This window comes from Sphaerisporangium sp. NPDC005289, assembly GCF_040607455.1.
GTDB classification, from domain to species: domain Bacteria; phylum Actinomycetota; class Actinomycetes; order Streptosporangiales; family Streptosporangiaceae; genus Sphaerisporangium; species Sphaerisporangium rhizosphaerae.
Map to the genome: position 1 here is coordinate 208,232 of NZ_JBEXGS010000005.1, position 15,322 is coordinate 223,553.

11 protein-coding genes are annotated in these 15,322 nt (G+C 74.0%); 2 read left to right on the forward strand and 9 right to left on the reverse strand.

Annotated elements, in window-relative coordinates; genetic code table 11:
• Positions 1 to 3: 3 nt before the first annotated feature.
• The 4 genes from ABZT47_RS11680 to ABZT47_RS11695 are packed head-to-tail and all read right to left on the reverse strand — an operon-like array spanning position 4 to position 4,150.
• Entirely contained in the window at positions 4 to 1,044 is a 1,041-nt protein-coding gene (locus tag ABZT47_RS11680) for an MraY family glycosyltransferase (RefSeq protein WP_354839252.1), read from the reverse strand.
• Positions 1,041 to 2,030 carry an NAD-dependent epimerase/dehydratase family protein gene (locus ABZT47_RS11685; RefSeq protein WP_354839255.1) on the reverse strand — a complete coding sequence of 330 codons (990 nt, stop codon included), beginning with the start codon at positions 2,028 to 2,030 and terminating at the stop codon, positions 1,041 to 1,043. The genes ABZT47_RS11680 and ABZT47_RS11685 overlap by 4 nt, the downstream gene beginning before the upstream one ends.
• Before the next feature lie 12 nt (positions 2,031 to 2,042).
• A complete protein-coding gene (locus ABZT47_RS11690) occupies positions 2,043 to 2,996 on the reverse strand; it encodes an NAD-dependent epimerase/dehydratase family protein (protein ID WP_354839258.1) in 954 nt (317 codons plus the stop codon).
• Positions 2,993 to 4,150: a glycosyltransferase gene (locus ABZT47_RS11695; protein WP_354839261.1), complete on the reverse strand. Its 1,158-nt coding sequence runs from the start codon at positions 4,148 to 4,150 to the stop codon at positions 2,993 to 2,995. Before ABZT47_RS11695 ends, ABZT47_RS11690 begins: the two co-directional genes overlap by 4 nt.
• Before the next feature lie 484 nt (positions 4,151 to 4,634).
• Between ABZT47_RS11695 and ABZT47_RS11700 the strand changes: the two genes are divergently transcribed.
• Positions 4,635 to 5,888, forward strand: coding sequence for a hypothetical protein (locus ABZT47_RS11700; protein WP_354839264.1), 1,254 nt, complete (start codon positions 4,635 to 4,637; stop codon positions 5,886 to 5,888).
• Entirely contained in the window at positions 5,885 to 7,039 is a 1,155-nt protein-coding gene (locus ABZT47_RS11705) for a glycosyltransferase (protein ID WP_354839266.1), read from the forward strand. The genes ABZT47_RS11700 and ABZT47_RS11705 overlap by 4 nt, the downstream gene beginning before the upstream one ends.
• Positions 7,040 to 7,193: 154 nt before the next feature.
• On the opposite strand, the gene ABZT47_RS11710 is transcribed toward ABZT47_RS11705, so the two are convergent.
• The 5 genes from ABZT47_RS11710 to ABZT47_RS11730 all read right to left on the reverse strand — a co-directional run bounded on the left by ABZT47_RS11710 (position 7,194) and on the right by ABZT47_RS11730 (position 15,089).
• On the reverse strand, positions 7,194 to 8,501 hold the full coding sequence (locus ABZT47_RS11710; RefSeq protein WP_354839268.1) for a hypothetical protein: 1,308 nt from the start codon (positions 8,499 to 8,501) through the stop codon (positions 7,194 to 7,196).
• A gap of 64 nt (positions 8,502 to 8,565) precedes the next feature.
• A complete protein-coding gene (locus tag ABZT47_RS11715) occupies positions 8,566 to 9,675 on the reverse strand; it encodes a glycosyltransferase family 4 protein (protein ID WP_354839271.1) in 1,110 nt (369 codons plus the stop codon).
• A 79-nt stretch (positions 9,676 to 9,754) separates the two neighbouring features.
• Positions 9,755 to 12,106, reverse strand: a complete 2,352-nt coding sequence (locus ABZT47_RS11720; protein WP_354839273.1) for a hypothetical protein — start codon at positions 12,104 to 12,106, stop codon at positions 9,755 to 9,757.
• Positions 12,107 to 12,173: 67 nt separating this feature from the next.
• Positions 12,174 to 14,105, reverse strand: a complete 1,932-nt coding sequence (gene asnB / locus ABZT47_RS11725) for an asparagine synthase (glutamine-hydrolyzing) (RefSeq protein ID WP_354839276.1) — start codon at positions 14,103 to 14,105, stop codon at positions 12,174 to 12,176.
• Positions 14,106 to 15,089 carry a methyltransferase domain-containing protein gene (locus tag ABZT47_RS11730; protein WP_354839279.1) on the reverse strand — a complete coding sequence of 328 codons (984 nt, stop codon included), beginning with the start codon at positions 15,087 to 15,089 and terminating at the stop codon, positions 14,106 to 14,108.
• Between the last annotated feature and the right edge of the window lie 233 nt (positions 15,090 to 15,322).

Below are 15,322 nucleotides of genomic sequence, written 5' to 3' on the forward strand. Positions count from 1 at the left end.
TGGTCATCGCCGCCTTTCGGTGATTTTTGCGAGGTTGTCGACAGGACCGGCCGGCGCGTAGGCGGGCACGCCCTGCAGCAGGCCGATCAGGAGGGTGGCGACGCCGCCGGTGACGATGGCCGCGGCGAGCGCGGGCACCCATCCCACGGCGATCGCCAGGCACAGCGCGCCGGGCACCGCCGCGACCGCGCCGAGGGCCGCGGGCACGGCACGGGAGCCGAGCCCCATGCGGCGCAGCCGGTGGGACAGGTGGTCGGTGCCGCCCGACAGCGGGGAGCGCCCCGCGCGGATCCGCGACACCAGCACCACGCCGGTGTCGACCACGGCGACGAAGGTCCACAGCAGCAGCCCGGCGGCGGTCGTGCCGGCCGCCCGGCCGGTCTCGACGGCGACTGAGGAGCACGTGAGGGTGAAGCCGATGAACAGCGACCCCGAGTCGCCCATGAAGATCCTCGCGGGCGGCCAGTTGTGCGCCAGGAAGCCCAGGCACGACAGCGCCAGCGCGCCGAGGAGCACCGCGAACGCCGGCCGGTCGCTCATGAGGGCGGCCGCGGCCAGGAAGGCCGCGGTGACCGCGGTGACCGTCCCGAGGGCGCCGTCCATGTTGTCCAGCAGGTTGAAGGAGTTGGTCATCACGACGATCCACATCACCGTGATCAGCCCGTCCACCCATTGCCCGGTCACGGTGACGTGCACGCCGGACAGCACGACGCCGCCCGCGGCGACCGACTCCACCGTCAGGCGGGTCACGACGGGCAGCGAGGCGATGTCGTCGATCAGGCCGAGCGCGGCGATCGCCGTCGCGGCCAGGACGATCGCGGTGATCCGCAGGTCGGCCAGGCCGAGCGCGGCGGCCGTCGGCACGACGGTGCCGAGGACGATCGCCGGGCCGCCCAGGTAGGGGGTCGGGTGGTCGTGGGCCTTGTGGCCGCCGGGACGGTCGCTGAGGTTCCAGCGCAGCGCGAGCCGCCTCAGCGCCGGGGTGGCCGCCGCGCTCAGCACGCAGGCGCTCGCCATGGAGGCCAGGCCGATCGCCGCGTTCACCGCGCGGACACCGCGAGGTCCTCGCGGGCCTCGGCGATGATCTCGGAGAGGATCTCGTCCAGGTCGCGGCGCGGCGTCCAGCCGGTGAGCGCGCGGAGCTTGCCGGTGTCGGGCACGCGGCGCGTCATGTCCTCGAAGCCCTGCTCGTAGGCCTCGTGGTAGGGGATCAGGTCGATCCCCGACGTGGAGCCGACGTGCTCGATGATCAGCTTGGCCAGCTCCAGCATGCTGATCTCGTCGGCGGAGCCGACGTTGAATGTCTGCCCGATCGCCGCCTCGTGGTCCAGCAGCCGCAGCAGCGCGTCGACCGCGTCGGCCACGTGGGCGAAGCAGCGCGTCTGGGTGCCGTCGCCGTAGACGGTGAGCGGATCGCCGCTGAGCGCCTGGCGGACCAGGCGCGGGATGACCATGCCGTAGGCCGGGCTCTGCCGGGGTCCCACGGTGTTGAACAGCCGCACGATGATCGTCGGCAGGCCGCGCTCCTTGTGGTAGGCGTTGGCGAGGATCTCGTCGACGGCCTTGGCGGTGCTGTAGGCCCACCGGACCACGGCCGGACTGCCCAGGATGCGGTCGGAGTCCTCCCGCAGCGGGCCGTAGGAGTTCTTGCCGTAGATCTCGCTGGTGCTGGTGACCAGGATCTTGCGGCGGTACCGGTGCGCGGCCTCGATGACGATCTCCGAGCCGCGGATGTTGGTGGTCAGCGACCGCAACGGCTGCTCGACGATCAGTTTGACGCCGACCGCGGCCGCCAGGTGCACCACGATGTCGCACTGGTGGACCAGCTCGTCGACCACGAGCTCGTCCAGGACCGAGCCCTGGACGAAGCGCAGATCGGGGTGCGGGCGCAGGTTCGCCAGCCGCCCGGTGGACAGGTTATCCAAGATCACGACACGGTCGCCGCGGGCGAGCAGCGCGTCGGCCAGATGCGAGCCGACGAAGCCGCTCCCTCCGGTGATCAAGTAGGTGTTCCTTGACAGGGTGCTCACCGACTTCTCCCATTACATGTGAGACGCAGATTGGGATCTCATGGCTTGTTCGAACCAGCTCACGGTCATGCGGAGCCCGTCGGCCAGCGACATGGGACGCACGCCCGGGAACAGGTCGCGAAGCAGGCGGGGAGAGGCCTGTGACTCGCGGATGTCGCCCGTCCTCGCCGGGAGGAAGGCCGTCTCGACGGGCTCGCCGAGCACCGCGGACAGGATGTCGCGCAGCTCCAGCAGCGACACCCGGGTGCCGAAGGCGAGGTTCACCGGCGTCGCGCTGGTGACGCGGCGCTGGGTCGCCTGCACGATGACGTCGGTCACCGACCCCACGTAGGTGAAGTCCCGCGCCTGGCGGCCGTCGCCGTGCACGGGCACCGCCCTGCCGTCCAGGGCGGCCGACACGAACGTGGGGATGACCGCCGCGTAGGCGTGGTCGGCCGCCTGCAGCGGGCCGTACACGTTGAAGAAGCGGAACGGCAGCACCGGCAGGCCGAAGCTGCGCCCGTAGGCCAGCGCGTACGCCTCGGTGGCCAGCTTGCTCGCGCCGTACGGGCTGAGCGGGCGGGCCGGCAGGTCCTCGTGCTTGCGCGGTTCCAGGCAGTCGCCGTAGACCGAGGAGGACGAGGCGACGATCACGTGCGGCCTGGCCGCGCGGCACGCCTCCAGCACCTGCAGCGTCCCGGTGGCGTTGACGTTGTGCGAGGCCAGCGGGTCCTCCAGGGAGCGCGGCACCGAGGGCCGCGCGGCCAGGTGGACCACGGTCGTGGCCTCGCCCGCCAGCGGGGCCAGCAGGCCGGCGTCCAGGATGCTGCCCTGGACGAAGTCGACGTCCAGGCCCGCGAGGTTGCTCAGGCGGCCGGTGCTCAGGTCGTCCAGCACCGTCACGCGCCGCACCTCGGGCAGGGCGGTGAGCGCGCGGCACAGATTGGCGCCGACGAAGCCGGCGCCTCCGGTCACAAGGATTCTCATGGGGTGCTCGTCTCCGGGGTCGAGCGGCGGTGGTCGGACGCGCCGTGCAGCGATCGGTACAGGGTCTCGGTGTCGGCGACCAGCCGCTCCACGGCGAACGCGGAGGTCGTCCACGCCTGGGCCGCCCGGCCCATGCGGCGGGCCAGCTCCTGGTCCGACAGCAGCCGCACGGTGTGCGCCGCCAGCTCCCCGGCGTCCGGGGCGGCGAGCAGGCCGGTGCGCCCGTCGCGGACGACCTCGGCGACGCTGCCGACCCGCGTCGCGACGACGGGCGTGCCGGTCATGCCCGCCTCGATCAGGCTCAGCGGGGTGCCCTCGCTGTCGGAGGTCAGCAGCACCACGTCGGCGGCGGCGTACACCGTCTCCACGTCGCGGCGCCAGCCCAGCAGGTCCACCGGGCCGGGCAGGGAGCGGGCGTCGCGTTCCACCTGCTCGCGCAGCTCGCCGCCTCCGCAGACGAGGAACCGGCAGCCGGGCACGCGGGCGAGCACCTCGCGGGCGACCTCGAGGAGCCGGTCGGGACGCTTGATCCTGGTCAGCCGGCCGACGTAGGCGACGACGGGCGCGCCGGGCGGCAGCCCGAGCGCCGTGCGCGCCGCGGCGCGGTCGGGCACCGGGCCGAGGCGCACGCCGGGCGGGATCACCACGTACTGCTCCGGGCGGCCGATGCGGTTGCGCAGCAGGTCGTCGCGGACGCGCGCCCCGACGGTCACCAGCCGGTCCGACAGGGTGGCGAGGAAGCGCTCGGCGTTGACGTAGACGGCCCGCTTCGGCGGCGAGAAGTAGCCCTCGAGCAGGTGGCCGTGGAAGACGTGCACCCGCGCGGCGCCGACCCCCGACAGCGAGACCGCGAGCCGTCCGAGCGCGCCGGCCTTGGCGGTGCGGGTGTGGACGATGTGCGGGCGGAAGGTCCGCATCGTGCCGGCCAGCCGGTACAGGGCGCGCAGGTCGCCGGCCGGGTTGACCGACCTGCCGAGGCCGGGCACGCGGTGCACGGCGAGGCCGGCGTCGCCGAAGACCAGGCGGTCGCCCTCGCCGTCGTCGACGTGGCCGGTGTACAGGCGGTGGTCGAACTCCTCGGCGTCCAGCAGCTTGCACAGCCCCGACACCTGGGTGGCCGGGCCGCCCACGTTCATCCGGGCGATTATCTCCATGACACGTATCCGACTGGTCACCTCCGAGAAGCTAGCTGGCCGTTTGCTCTGTTCGCCGACACCGTCATGGTGGTGGCGAAATGTTTTCCCTATCCCTACCTGCGCATGATCGATCGGCATTCCCGGCGCCTGACGCGCGTGGCGCGTGGCGGTGAATGCTGCTCCTCCGGGACATCGTGGCTGGTGAGAGCGGTGCGGTGGCTGTTCGGGCCGGCGCGGGAAATGCGCTGAATCACCGTGAAAGCGGGGCGCGGCGCCGGAAACCCCATGGGTCGCCGCCGAAACTCGCGCGGTCCCGATTCCCTTTCACGCAGGTGAGCGAAAAGAGTCCGCAAACCAAGGTAATGGTCGGACCGCCGGCGTTCGCGGAAAGCGGCGCCCCGTATTCGCGGCGGCTAGCGTCGCCTCGCGGAGTCCGTGCCCGGCGGCCCGTCGCGGGCGACCGGACGGCCGCGGGGTGATCTCGAACTGAGGGTGCCCTTCCATGGAATATCTCATCGTCGCCGCCGCGGCGTTCCTGCTCGTCGGGACGATCCACACGACCGTCGAGCCCGAGGCGGTCCGGCGGGTGCTGCCGGTGCTGCTCGCGGCCTTCGCCGTCCGGCTGGCGGTGCAGATCCTGGTGATGCAGAACCACGTCATCCCCTACGGCGGTGACAACATCACCTACGAGTCCAGGGCGCTGGAGGTGGTGGCGTTCTGGAAGCGCGAGGGCTTCCAGTTCGTCACCTCCGAGGACATCCCGTCCCTGTACGCGGCGGCCATCCCGTGCAACGCCTTCGCCCTGGTGCTGTACGTGTGCGGCGGCCCGGCCCCGCTGGCCTGCACGGCGCTGGTCGCGTTCCTGGCCTGCGCCCTGTGCCTGGTCATGTACCGCTTCGCCCTGCTGGTGGGCGCCGACCGCCGCGCCGCCTTCCGGCTCATGCTGCTGACCGCCTTCATGCCGGCGTTCGTCCTGCACACCTCCGACATGTTCAAGGACGGCTTCAACGCCTTCCTCGTGGTCGCCTGCCTGGGCCTTGGCGCCTCGAACCTGCGGCGGTTCGACATGCGCAAGGTGGCGCTGCTGGCCGTGGCGCTGTGGGCCCTGTGGTACGTGCGCCCGTACATGGTGTTCATGTGCGCGATGCCGGTCGCCCTGGGCTTCGCGGGCCTGCGCAGGGTGCTGTCGGTGCGCACCCTGCTCATCCTCGCCGCGCTGCTGATGGTGCTGCCGTTCGCCGACCTCACCGAGAGCCCGCCGGTCGAGGCGATGCAGTCGCAGCTCGACTACGGGCAGTCGGAGCTGGTGCGCCGCGGCAACGCCGGCGGCGGCTCGGGCGTGATGTTCGACGACGGCGGCAACCCGTGGAACCGGCTCGGGCCCAAGCTGATGTACACGCTGCTGTCGCCCTTCCCCTGGACCGAGGGCAGCCTCACCCTGCAGCTCGGCAAGATCGAGGTGCTCGTGTGGTACTTCCTGCTGTTCTGGGCGGTGCGCGGGGCCGTGTGGCTGTGGCGCGAGGACCGGGCGACCGCCTGCTTCCTGCTGCTGTTCATCGTGCCCGGCACGATCGTGTACGCGACCACGATGGCCAACGTCGGCCTGATCTTCCGCCAGCGCATCCCGATCGTCATGGTCACCAGCCTGCTGGCCGCGGTCGCCTGGTCCCGGCACGTGCGGGACGCGCGCAGGGCCGCGCGGACGCGGCCGTCCCCGGGCGCCCGCCGGCCGCTGCCCGAAGGGACGCCGCGATGAGCGGGCGGCCCGCCCGGGGCGCCCTGCGCGTGTGCGAGGTGGTCAAGACGCTGGACGTGGGCGGCGTCGAGACGCTGCTGGTCGAACGGCTCCGCAGCGCGGCGGGCGGCGGCACCGCCTACACGGTGGTGTGCCTGCGCGCCTCGACCGCCGAGCTGATCGACCGGCTGCGCGACGCCGGCGTGACGGTGGTGAACCTCGGGAACGGCCCCCGCCCGCTGGCCGCGGCGCGCCTGGTCACCACGGTGCGCCGCCTGGCCCCCGACGTGCTGAACGTCCACTCGCCGATGCCCGCCGTCGTCCTGCGGCCGTTCGTCCGGCTCAGCCGCCGCCGGCCGATCCTGGTGTCCACTGTGCACTACAGCCGCCGGACCGGCACGGTGTTCGCCGAGCGCGTCACCTCGGGGGTCAGCACCGCGCTGGACCGCCTGACCCGGTGGCTGGACGACGGGACGGTCGCGGTCTCCTCGCAGGTGGCGCGCTCGCCGTCCACGCGGGGCGCCAGGCGCGTGCTGACCCGCCTGCACGGGGTGGACGTGGAGGAGCTGCGGCACTGGGCGGCGCGGCGGGAGGACACCCGCCGGGAGTTCGCCGTGCCGCCGGGGGCGTTCCTCATCGCCTGCGTCGCCAACTTCCGCCCGGAGAAGGACCACGCCCTGCTGGTCCGCGCCGCCGCCGAGGTGCTGCGGGCCCGGCCGGACGCGCTGTTCCTGCTGGCCGGCGAGGGCCCTTTGCGCGACCAGGTCGCCCGCGCCGTCGAACGGCACGGGGTGGCGGGCGGCGTGCGCATCCTCGGCCGGGTGCCGGGGGCCAGGAGGCTGGCCGCCGCCGCCGACCTGGTGGTGCTCAGCTCCGCCCACGAGGCGCTGCCCGTCGTGGTCATGGAGGCGCTCGCGGCCGGGGTCCCGGTGGTCTCCACCGAGGTGGGCGGCATCGCCGAACTGGTCCACACCGGGCGGAACGGCATCTTGACCAGGCCTGGATCTGCCCGCGACCTGGCGCGCGGGCTGCTGCGGGCCATGGATCCGGTGGTGCACCGCCGCCTGCGCGACGGCGCGTCGGCGAGCGCGCACAGCGTCGACATGGCGGGCACCGCCGAGTGGTTCGAAGACCTCTACCAGAGCCTCACCCCGGCCACCCGGCGCGGCTAGTGCGGTGACCACATACGTTCACCGGGCACGGCTCTCCACCCCCGGCCACGGGCTGCAGTGATCGGCGCCGGGTCGGCGGGTCGTGGTACGGCGATGCCGGCGCCTGCCACGGCGCCCGAGCCGGTGAACATTCATGGACAGCGCACTAGCTTAGCTAGCCCGCCTCGGCGCAGATGCGGCGTAGCAGCGCCGCCCACACGGCCGCCCCGGCGACGGCGGCGGCGAGCGTGCCCCATGCGAAGCACAGCGCGGTGCCGAGCGGGGCGGGGGAGAGCCACCGGGCGAGCAGCAGGACGGCGAGCAGCGCGGCGCCCTCGCCGGCGAGGTAGGCCAGCCGCCAGCCGGGACGCCCCAGAGCAAGCGGCAGGACGTTCGACCAGCACACCAGCCCCTTGACGCACGCCGCGGCCACGAGCACGGCGGCGACCGGGCCGATGGCCGCGTACTGCCGCCCGTAGACCAGGCGCAGCACGTCGTCCAGCAGCGGGAGCGCGACGGCGATCGCCGTCAGGCCGGCGGCGGCGAGCGGGACGCTGGCGCGCGCGATGTCCCGGCGGGCGTGCGTCCGCTCCCGCCCCGCCGCGGCGGCGCGGGCGAGCCGGGGGTACAGCATCGAGGCGACCGGCATGACCAGCGTCGCGTACAGCCGCCCCGGCGCCGAGGCGATCTTCAGGATCGTCACCAGCGCCGACCCGCCGAGCAGCCCGGCCACGGTGAGGACGCCGGACTCGGCGACCTCCGCCAGCGCCGTCCCGCCGGTGGCCTTGGCGGTGAAGGACACCAGGCCGTCCGGCAGCGGCGCCCCCGCCCGCGACGGACCGAGCCTCGCCAGCAGCGCCCGGGTGCCGAGCGCGCCGACCACCAGCCCGGCCAGCATCGCGGCCACCGCCTGCCCGGCCAGGTAGGCCAGCGGTCCCGCGGCCAGCAGTCCGCCGACCGGCAGAGCGAAGGAGACGACCGCGCACCCGAGGCGCAGAAGCCCCAGCTCGTGCAGCCGGTCGGACAGGGCGAACGACGCGCGCACCGCGCCGTTGGCCGCCAGCGCCGCCCGGCCGATGAGGGCCAGCGCCAGCATGCGGGCCAGGTCGTCCCCGGCCAGGCCGAGCAGCCAGGCCGCCGCCACGCCCGCGCAGCACAGGGCGGCCGCGAGGGCGCGGATCCCGACGTCCCAGCGGACCAGCCGCCGGTACAGCGCGAACCCCCGCCCGTCGCGCCGCTGCTCGATGGGCACGTAGCGCTGGACGGTGTTGTCCAGGCGCGGATCGAGGAACAGGAAGCACAGACCGGCCACCGACTGGGCGAAGATGACGCCGCCGGAGGTCTCGGCGCCGGTCACCCGCACCAGCGCCACCAGGCTGAGCGAGGACAGGACGGCCTCGGCCAGCCCGGCGGCGGCCAGCGTGGAGAAGGTCCGCAGGTGCCGCCCGCCGGCGGGGGCGCGGCCCGCGACCCGTTCACGCACGCTCACCATGACCGTGCGCGCATCCCGTCCGCGCGGGGCCGCCGGGGCCGCCGGGGCCGCGCGGTCATGAGGCGGTCGCCGGCAGCAGGGGGCCGCCGGGGAGCAGGGCGGTGTACCGCTCCTCGACGCGGGCGGCCACCGACGACCAGTCCAGCGTCGCGGCCGCCCGCAGCCCGCGTTCGATGATCTCGGGGAGGGCGCGGTCGCCCTCCAGCACCTCGCGCAGCCGTCTCACCAGGTCGGGGACCGAACCGCTGAGGAACGTCCGGTAGGCGCCGGCCTCGACGATGGGCTCCAGCGAGGTCTCCGAGGACAGGATGACGGGGGTGCCGAGCGCGAGGGCCTCCAGCGCGGCGGTGGGGATGCCCTCGCCGATGGTCGGGAGCCGGCGCGAGGCCAGCACGAACGCCTGCGCCCTCGCCACCAGCGCGTACACCTCGCTCTCCGGCAGGTGCCCGGCCAGGTGGACTCCGCGCCCGGTTCCGGCGAGCCGTTGGAGGGCGGCCCGCTCACTGCCCTCCCCGGCGATGACCAGCCGCGCGCCGGGGTGGAGGGCGCGCAGCGCGTGGAAGGCCTCGATGGTCGCCGCGTGGTTCTTGACCTTCTCCAGCGAGCCGACGCTCACGATCAACCCAGGTTCGACCGGCTCCCCGTGGTGGCGGGCGATGTGGCGCAGGTCCAGCCCGCTGGACATCGTGGCGATCCGCGACGCGGGGATGCCGGCCCCGCGCAGGTCCTGCGCCGGCCGCGCGCCGATGGCGATGAAGTCGTCGACGTGGCGGAAGGCGAACGGCATGATCGGCAGGTGGCGCATGGTCATGGCCCCGTGCACGGTCACCACCAGCGGAACGCCGAGGCGGCGCGCCGCCGGGCCGAGCGCCAGCGTCTCCCGGTGGTCGCCGTGCACGTGCACGACGTCCACCTCGCCCGCGTCGCGCAGCGCGCGGGCGCATTCGAGCCCGAAGGCCAGCACGTCCGACCTGCGGGCGAGCAGGCGGCTGCGCCGCGTCCGGCGCAGCGTGAGGGTTTGCGTGCCTTCCGGCGCCCGGCCGCGCCGGTGGGCGACCACCACCCGGTGCCCGCGGGCGAGCTGTTCGCGGGCCAGCCGCTCGATGTGACGCTCCAGGCCCCCCGGCTCGGGCGGCAGCCGGTATCCGACGTGGACGATGCGCATGTGACCTCTCCCGTAGGTGTGCGTGGGTCCCCTGTGCCCGCGCCGGGGACGGCACGGGCCTCGTCTCCTCCGAAGGCGCTCAGAGCGCCCGGGCGGCGAGCGCGGCCAGGTCGTAGACCGCGTAGTCGCCCGAGCGGTACACCGGCCGCGCGAACCCGCCGATGCCGAGGCCGTCGCCCGCCAGGTGCTCGTCCGCGAACAGCCAGCGGACGCCGTGGCGGTCGCGCATCTCCCGCAGGATCTCCCGCGAGGGGGCGGTGAACGCCGCGTCGTTCAGCCGGATCAGCCGCGCGTCCCAGAAGGGCAGGTACTCCAGCGGGACGCGCCCGTCCCAGCGGCGCAGGTTCGCCGCGGTGTAGGCCCACCCTTCGACCAGCACTCGCCGCTCGCTCAGCGCGGCCACCCAGAAGTGGTAGGAGGCGCACGGGCTCTCCTTCCCCCACTGGCAGTGGGCGTTGGTGGCCACCACGTCGTCCGGTCCGGAGTGGGCGCGCAGCCAGCGCGCGGCGGGGAGGATCCCATCGGGGACCGCCGCGGGGGCCGGTGCGGCCGTGGCGACGTCCGCGCCTCCGGCGAGCCGGCCCGCGGACGCCAGCACCCGCGCGTGCAGGTCCGCCGGCAGGCCGATGGCCGCGAGCATCACGGTCACCAGCGCCCAGGCGCGCAGCGCTCCGGCGCGGACGGTGAGCACCACGCCCGCGACCACGGCGAGGGCCGCCAGCGCGACGTAGGGCAGGTACAGCGACGCGACCGGCCGCCCCTCGGGCAGGGGCACGCGCACCCCGCACGACAGGGCGATCGCGTACACGGCGGCGGTGCCCGTCGCGGCGGCCAGCAGCGTCGCCCGCAGCGAGACCCCCGAGCGGCGCAGCAGCAGCAGGATGCCGTGCACCGTGACGATCACCATGTACGGGTAGGCGCCCCACAGGAAGAACAGCTGGCTGCGGCACGGGTGCCCGAACAGGGTCATCGTGCCGAGCCCCGCGGCGCCCATGCCGAGCATGAGCACCACGCCCGGCCGGGCCAGGGCCCCGGCCCGGCTGAGCAGGCCGAGCGTCCCGCCCCACACGACCAGCCAGCCCAGCAGGTAGACCAGGGCGATGCCGGCCGCCGCCCCGGCCGAGGGCAGCTCGGGCGCTGCGGGCCCGGTCACCTCACCCGTCCCGGTCAGCTCGGCGAGCGTCGTGCGCATCGTGAACAGCGGAGAGACGATCAGGCCCTGGCGCGCGCCGCCGAACAGCATGGTCTGGGCGTACAGGCACAGGGCGCCGGTCACGCCGAGCGCCGCGAGCGCCGGCCAGGGCGGGCGGCGGCGCCTGATCACACCCGCCGCGGCCACGGTCACCAGGCCCGCGCCGAGCAGAGGCAGGTAGGAGGCCTTGCCGCCCATGACGGCCACCAGCAGCACGCACGCCAGGACCCACCCGCCCGCGCTCCGCCGCCCCTCCAGCAGATCGGCCAGGATGACGACGAGCGGGGCGAACAGCATGGCGCCGAAGGTCTGGGTGGGGCTGGCCCAGGCCAGGTCGGTGACGCCGCCCCAGGTGAACGACCCGTTGGTCCCCAGGTACAGGCTCGGCACCGCGACGAACAGCGTGCCCGCCGCGGCGAGCGGCCCCCCGGCCCACGAGCCCGTGACGCGGCGCCCGGTCATGCAGATCAGCACGAGCAGCACCGCCAGCATGGGCAGCGCGCCCAGGCGGAACAGCAGCACCAGCGGCTCCACGCCGGTGACCCAGCTCGCGGCGGCGTAGTGCGCGTACACGAACCAGTGGTAGAGCAGCGGCTCGCCGGCGACCATGGGCACCGTGGGCGGCATGTGGTGCCGAAGCTCGCCGACCAGCGCCAGGTGGAACGGCATGTCGACGGAGGCGACGCCGAGCCCCGGCCAGGTGAGGGCGTGGGTGCGGAAGAAGCCGGCCGCGCCCCAGGCGACCAGGAACGCCATCAGCAGCGCCAGCGACCACGACGCCCACAGCGGCGTCCGTTCCAGCCCCGCCGGCGACCGCCAGTGCCGGCGCAGCCGGGGGACGGCGAGGAAGGCCGCCACGACGGTGACCGGCCAGGCGAGCACCAGCAGCGGCGCCCCGGCGGTGCGGGCGGCCATGTAGCACAGGACCTCGACGGCGTAGCCGATCGCCAGCCCGAGGGCGACCTCCTCGGCGCGGGTGCGCGCCCCGGCGTACAGGGCCCGCACCAGCAGCGTTCCGGGAAGCGCGAGGCCCGCGGCGACGTAGGCGGCGAACCGCGCCATGTCCGCGGCGGACACCCCGTAGTGGCTCAGCGTCGCCGCGGTGAGGGCCGTCACGGTCAGTCCCGGCAGCCACGGCGACCGGTGCGGCCGCCACCGGGGCGCGCGGTCCGCCTCGACGGCGGGGACGGCCTCCAGCGGGCCCGCGGGGCGGTCCTCGACGGACGGAGTGTGGGTCATGCGTGCAAGCTTGGCGAGACGAAGATCGATCGCAGGGCGTGGACGCCCACGCCGTGCGATGTCCTTGTCACTCCTTTATGTGCGCCAAACGGGACGCCGGGCAGGCGTTCGCCTCGACGGCGGCGCCGCCCGGCACGCCGTGGGCGCGGTGCCACAGCTCGAACTGCAGCAGCGTCCACAGCCGGGGCCCGTGGTCGCCGCCGTCCATGTGCCGCTGCAGCAGCTCGCGCACGGCCGCCGGCCGGAACAGGCCCCGCACCCGGGCGGTGTGGTCGGTGAGCACGTCGAAGGCCAGCTCGCGCAGCTCGCCCCGCAGCCAGGCGGCCAGCGGCACGCCGAACCCCTGCTTGGGCAGGTGCGCCAGCCCCGGGGGCAGCCACGGCGCCACGGCCCGTTTGAGCAGCACCTTGGTGTGGCCGCCCCGCACCTTGCACGAGTCGGGCAGCCGGGCCGCCCACTCCATCAGGTGGTGGTCCAGGAACGGCGAACGGGCCTCCAGCGAGTTGGCCATCGTCGTGATGTCCACCTTCACCAGCAGGTCGTCCGGCAGGTAGGTGAGGGTGTCCACGTCGAGCACCCGGCCGAGGTCGGAACCCGCCGCCGAGGAGTCGAAGGCGTCCCGCAGCAGCGCGTGGCTGTCCACGCCCGCGAGCCGCTCGCGCAGCACGTCGCCGTAGATTTGCCACTTCTGCTCGGGGGTGAAGCACGACATCAGCCGCGGATACCGCTCGGCGGGGGGCGCCGCGGCGAACTGCATGAGCCGGCCCAGCCGCCGGGGGAGCCCGCCGAACTCGCTGCGCTCGGCCACCAGCGCCCCGGCCCGCCCGCACGGGCCGGCGAACGCGCGCGGCAGCGACGGCATGCGCCCCGCCCGGGCCATCAGCGCGTGGCGCCGGTACCCGCCGAAGCACTCGTCCCCGCCGTCGCCGTTGAGCGCGACGGTGACGTGCCGCCGGCTCATCTGGGCGACGTAGAAGCTCGGGATGGCCGAGGAGTCGGCGAACGGCTCGTCGAAATGCCAGGCGAGCCGGGGCAGCACCTCCAGCAGGTCGGGCGTCACGACCAGCTCGTGGTGGTCGGTGGCATAACGCTCGGCGACCATGCGGGCCTTGTGCCGCTCGTCGTAGCGGTCGTCCTCGAAGCCGACGCAGAAGGTCTTGACCGGCTCGGCGCTCTGCATGGCCATCGCGGCCACCACCGCCGAGGAGTCGACGCCGCCGGACAGGAACGCCCCGATGGGGCGCTCGCTCACCATGCGCAGCCGGGTCGCCTCCAGCAGCAGTTCGCGCAGCCGCTCCTCCGCCTCGCGCTCGTCCACCGGTGGCCCGGGCGTGCGGTCGGGCCGCCAGTAGCGGCGCACGCTCGCCCGGCCGTCCTCCCACACCAGAAGGTGCGCGGGCGGCAGCTTGTGCACGCCCTGGAAGATCGACCACGGCGCCGGGACATACTGGTAGCTCAGGTAGTGGTGCAGCGCGACCGGGTCGATCTCCCGGCGCAGCGCCGGGTCCTGGGCCAGGGACTTCAGCTCGGAGGCGAACCTGATCGCGCCGGCGTCCGCCCACCAGTACAGCGGCTTCTTGCCGGCGCGGTCGCGGGCCAGCAGCAGCCGCCGCCGGTCGCGGTCCCACACCGCGAAGGCGAACATGCCGCGCAGCCGGTGCACCATCTCGTCCCCGTACTGCTCATAAAGGTGCACCAGGCACTCGGAGTCCCCGGCGCCGCGCAGCCGGTGCCCCTGGCGCGCGAGCTCCTCGCGCAACTCGGCGAAGTTGTAGATCTCGCCGTTGAACACCGCGGCGACCCGGCCGTTCTCGTTGTAGACCGGCTGGTCGCCGTGCGCGACGTCGATGATCGCCAGCCTGCGCATGCCCAGCGACGCGTGCTCGTCGTCGTGGAAGCCCTCGCCGTCGGGGCCCCGGTGGGAGATCACGTCGCACATGCGGCGCACCAGCGCCGGGTCGGGGCGGGACAGGGACGCCGTGCCGGCGATGCCGCACATCTACTTGACGCCGCCGATCACGTACAGTCCCCGGTCGCGCCGGATCGAGAACTCCCGCAGGCCGAGCTCCCGCGCCCACCGCGCGAGGCGGCGGCGCGGCTGTGGCCGCTCGTAGCGCGGCGCGAGCCAGTCGAAGGTGTCCAGCACCGACCAGTTGCGGATCATCTCGGGGTCGGTCAGGCCGAGGTGGCGGTGGTTGGCCACCGGGACCAGGCGCGCCAGGTACGGGCCGGCCTTCGGCACCGCGCTCAGCGCCGTCGACAGCGGCAGCAGGCGCGGCACGACCTGGTCCACCAGGGAGTACAGGCGGGCGGGCGGGATGCGCTTGGTGACCGGGCGCAGCAACTGGCGCGGGTGAGGATAGGCGACCATCGCCGCGTAGACGTCGACGCAGAAACGGCCCCCGGGGCGCAGGTACCGGAACAGCGTCTTGAAGGTGCGCTCGACGTCGGGCGTGTGCTGGATGACCCCGAAGCAGAACAGGTAGTCGAAGGACTCCTCCGGGAACGGCGCCTCGTACACGCTGGCCTGCACCAGCCGCAGGTTGGGGAAGCGGCCGTTGGAGGCGGCGTTGGCCTGGACGGCACTGGAGATGTCGAAGGAGGTCACCTGGGCGCCGGTCTGGCACAGCACCTCGGTGAAGCGCCCGGCGCCGCTGCCGCACTCGAGCAGCGTCCGGCCGTGCAGGTCCTCCGAGGACCAGCCGGTCGCGCGCAGCAGCCGGTCGCGGGTGATCGGCAGACCGGAGTGGGAGTCGAGCTGGGTGAGCCTGTGGCGGTTCCACTGGTATCCGAAGCCCTCCGCGTAGGTGTCAGGGGGGACGAAGCGCGGAATCCCGTTCTCGACGGGGTAGGTGACCGCGCAGGCGTCGCAGCGCAGCCCTTCCTCGTCGCGGAGCCGGCCCCGGCACCGGGGGCAGCGCAGCGCGTGGCACCAGGAGATCCCGGCGCCCGCGCCGTCGGACACGTAGTTGGGAAGCGTCATCAGACTGCCAATCCAGCGAGACATGGAGGATGGCCGGAGCCGGCCGGGTCGTGCGACTACCAGGGTCATATTACGGAGAGTGACCATCCGGGCGCGTTCATGGCCCGGGCGTGTCTCTCCCGATGCCGTCACCAGGCCCGCGCGGAGGGTCGCAGGCTCCCGGCCTGGGCAAAGGGCGGCAAGGATAGGGCTGGGCGGGTGCGTCCGGAGGTACGGCCGGGCGCGCGTGTTGT

Bases quoted from the DNA above. Each gene is read 5' to 3' on its own strand.
- ABZT47_RS11690 (WP_354839258.1), bottom strand. From the start codon at position 2,996: ATGAGAATCCTTGTGACCGGAGGCGCCGGCTTCGTCGGCGCCAATCTG.
- ABZT47_RS11695 (WP_354839261.1), bottom strand. From the start codon at position 4,150: ATGGAGATAATCGCCCGGATGAACGTGGGCGGCCCGGCCACCCAGGTG.
- ABZT47_RS11700 (WP_354839264.1), top strand. From the start codon at position 4,635: ATGGAATATCTCATCGTCGCCGCCGCGGCGTTCCTGCTCGTCGGGACG.
- ABZT47_RS11705 (WP_354839266.1), top strand. From the start codon at position 5,885: ATGAGCGGGCGGCCCGCCCGGGGCGCCCTGCGCGTGTGCGAGGTGGTC.
- ABZT47_RS11715 (WP_354839271.1), bottom strand. From the start codon at position 9,675: ATGCGCATCGTCCACGTCGGATACCGGCTGCCGCCCGAGCCGGGGGGC.
- ABZT47_RS11720 (WP_354839273.1), bottom strand. From the start codon at position 12,106: ATGACCCACACTCCGTCCGTCGAGGACCGCCCCGCGGGCCCGCTGGAG.
- asnB (WP_354839276.1), bottom strand. From the start codon at position 14,105: ATGTGCGGCATCGCCGGCACGGCGTCCCTGTCCCGCCCCGACCCGGCG.
- ABZT47_RS11730 (WP_354839279.1), bottom strand. From the start codon at position 15,089: ATGACGCTTCCCAACTACGTGTCCGACGGCGCGGGCGCCGGGATCTCC.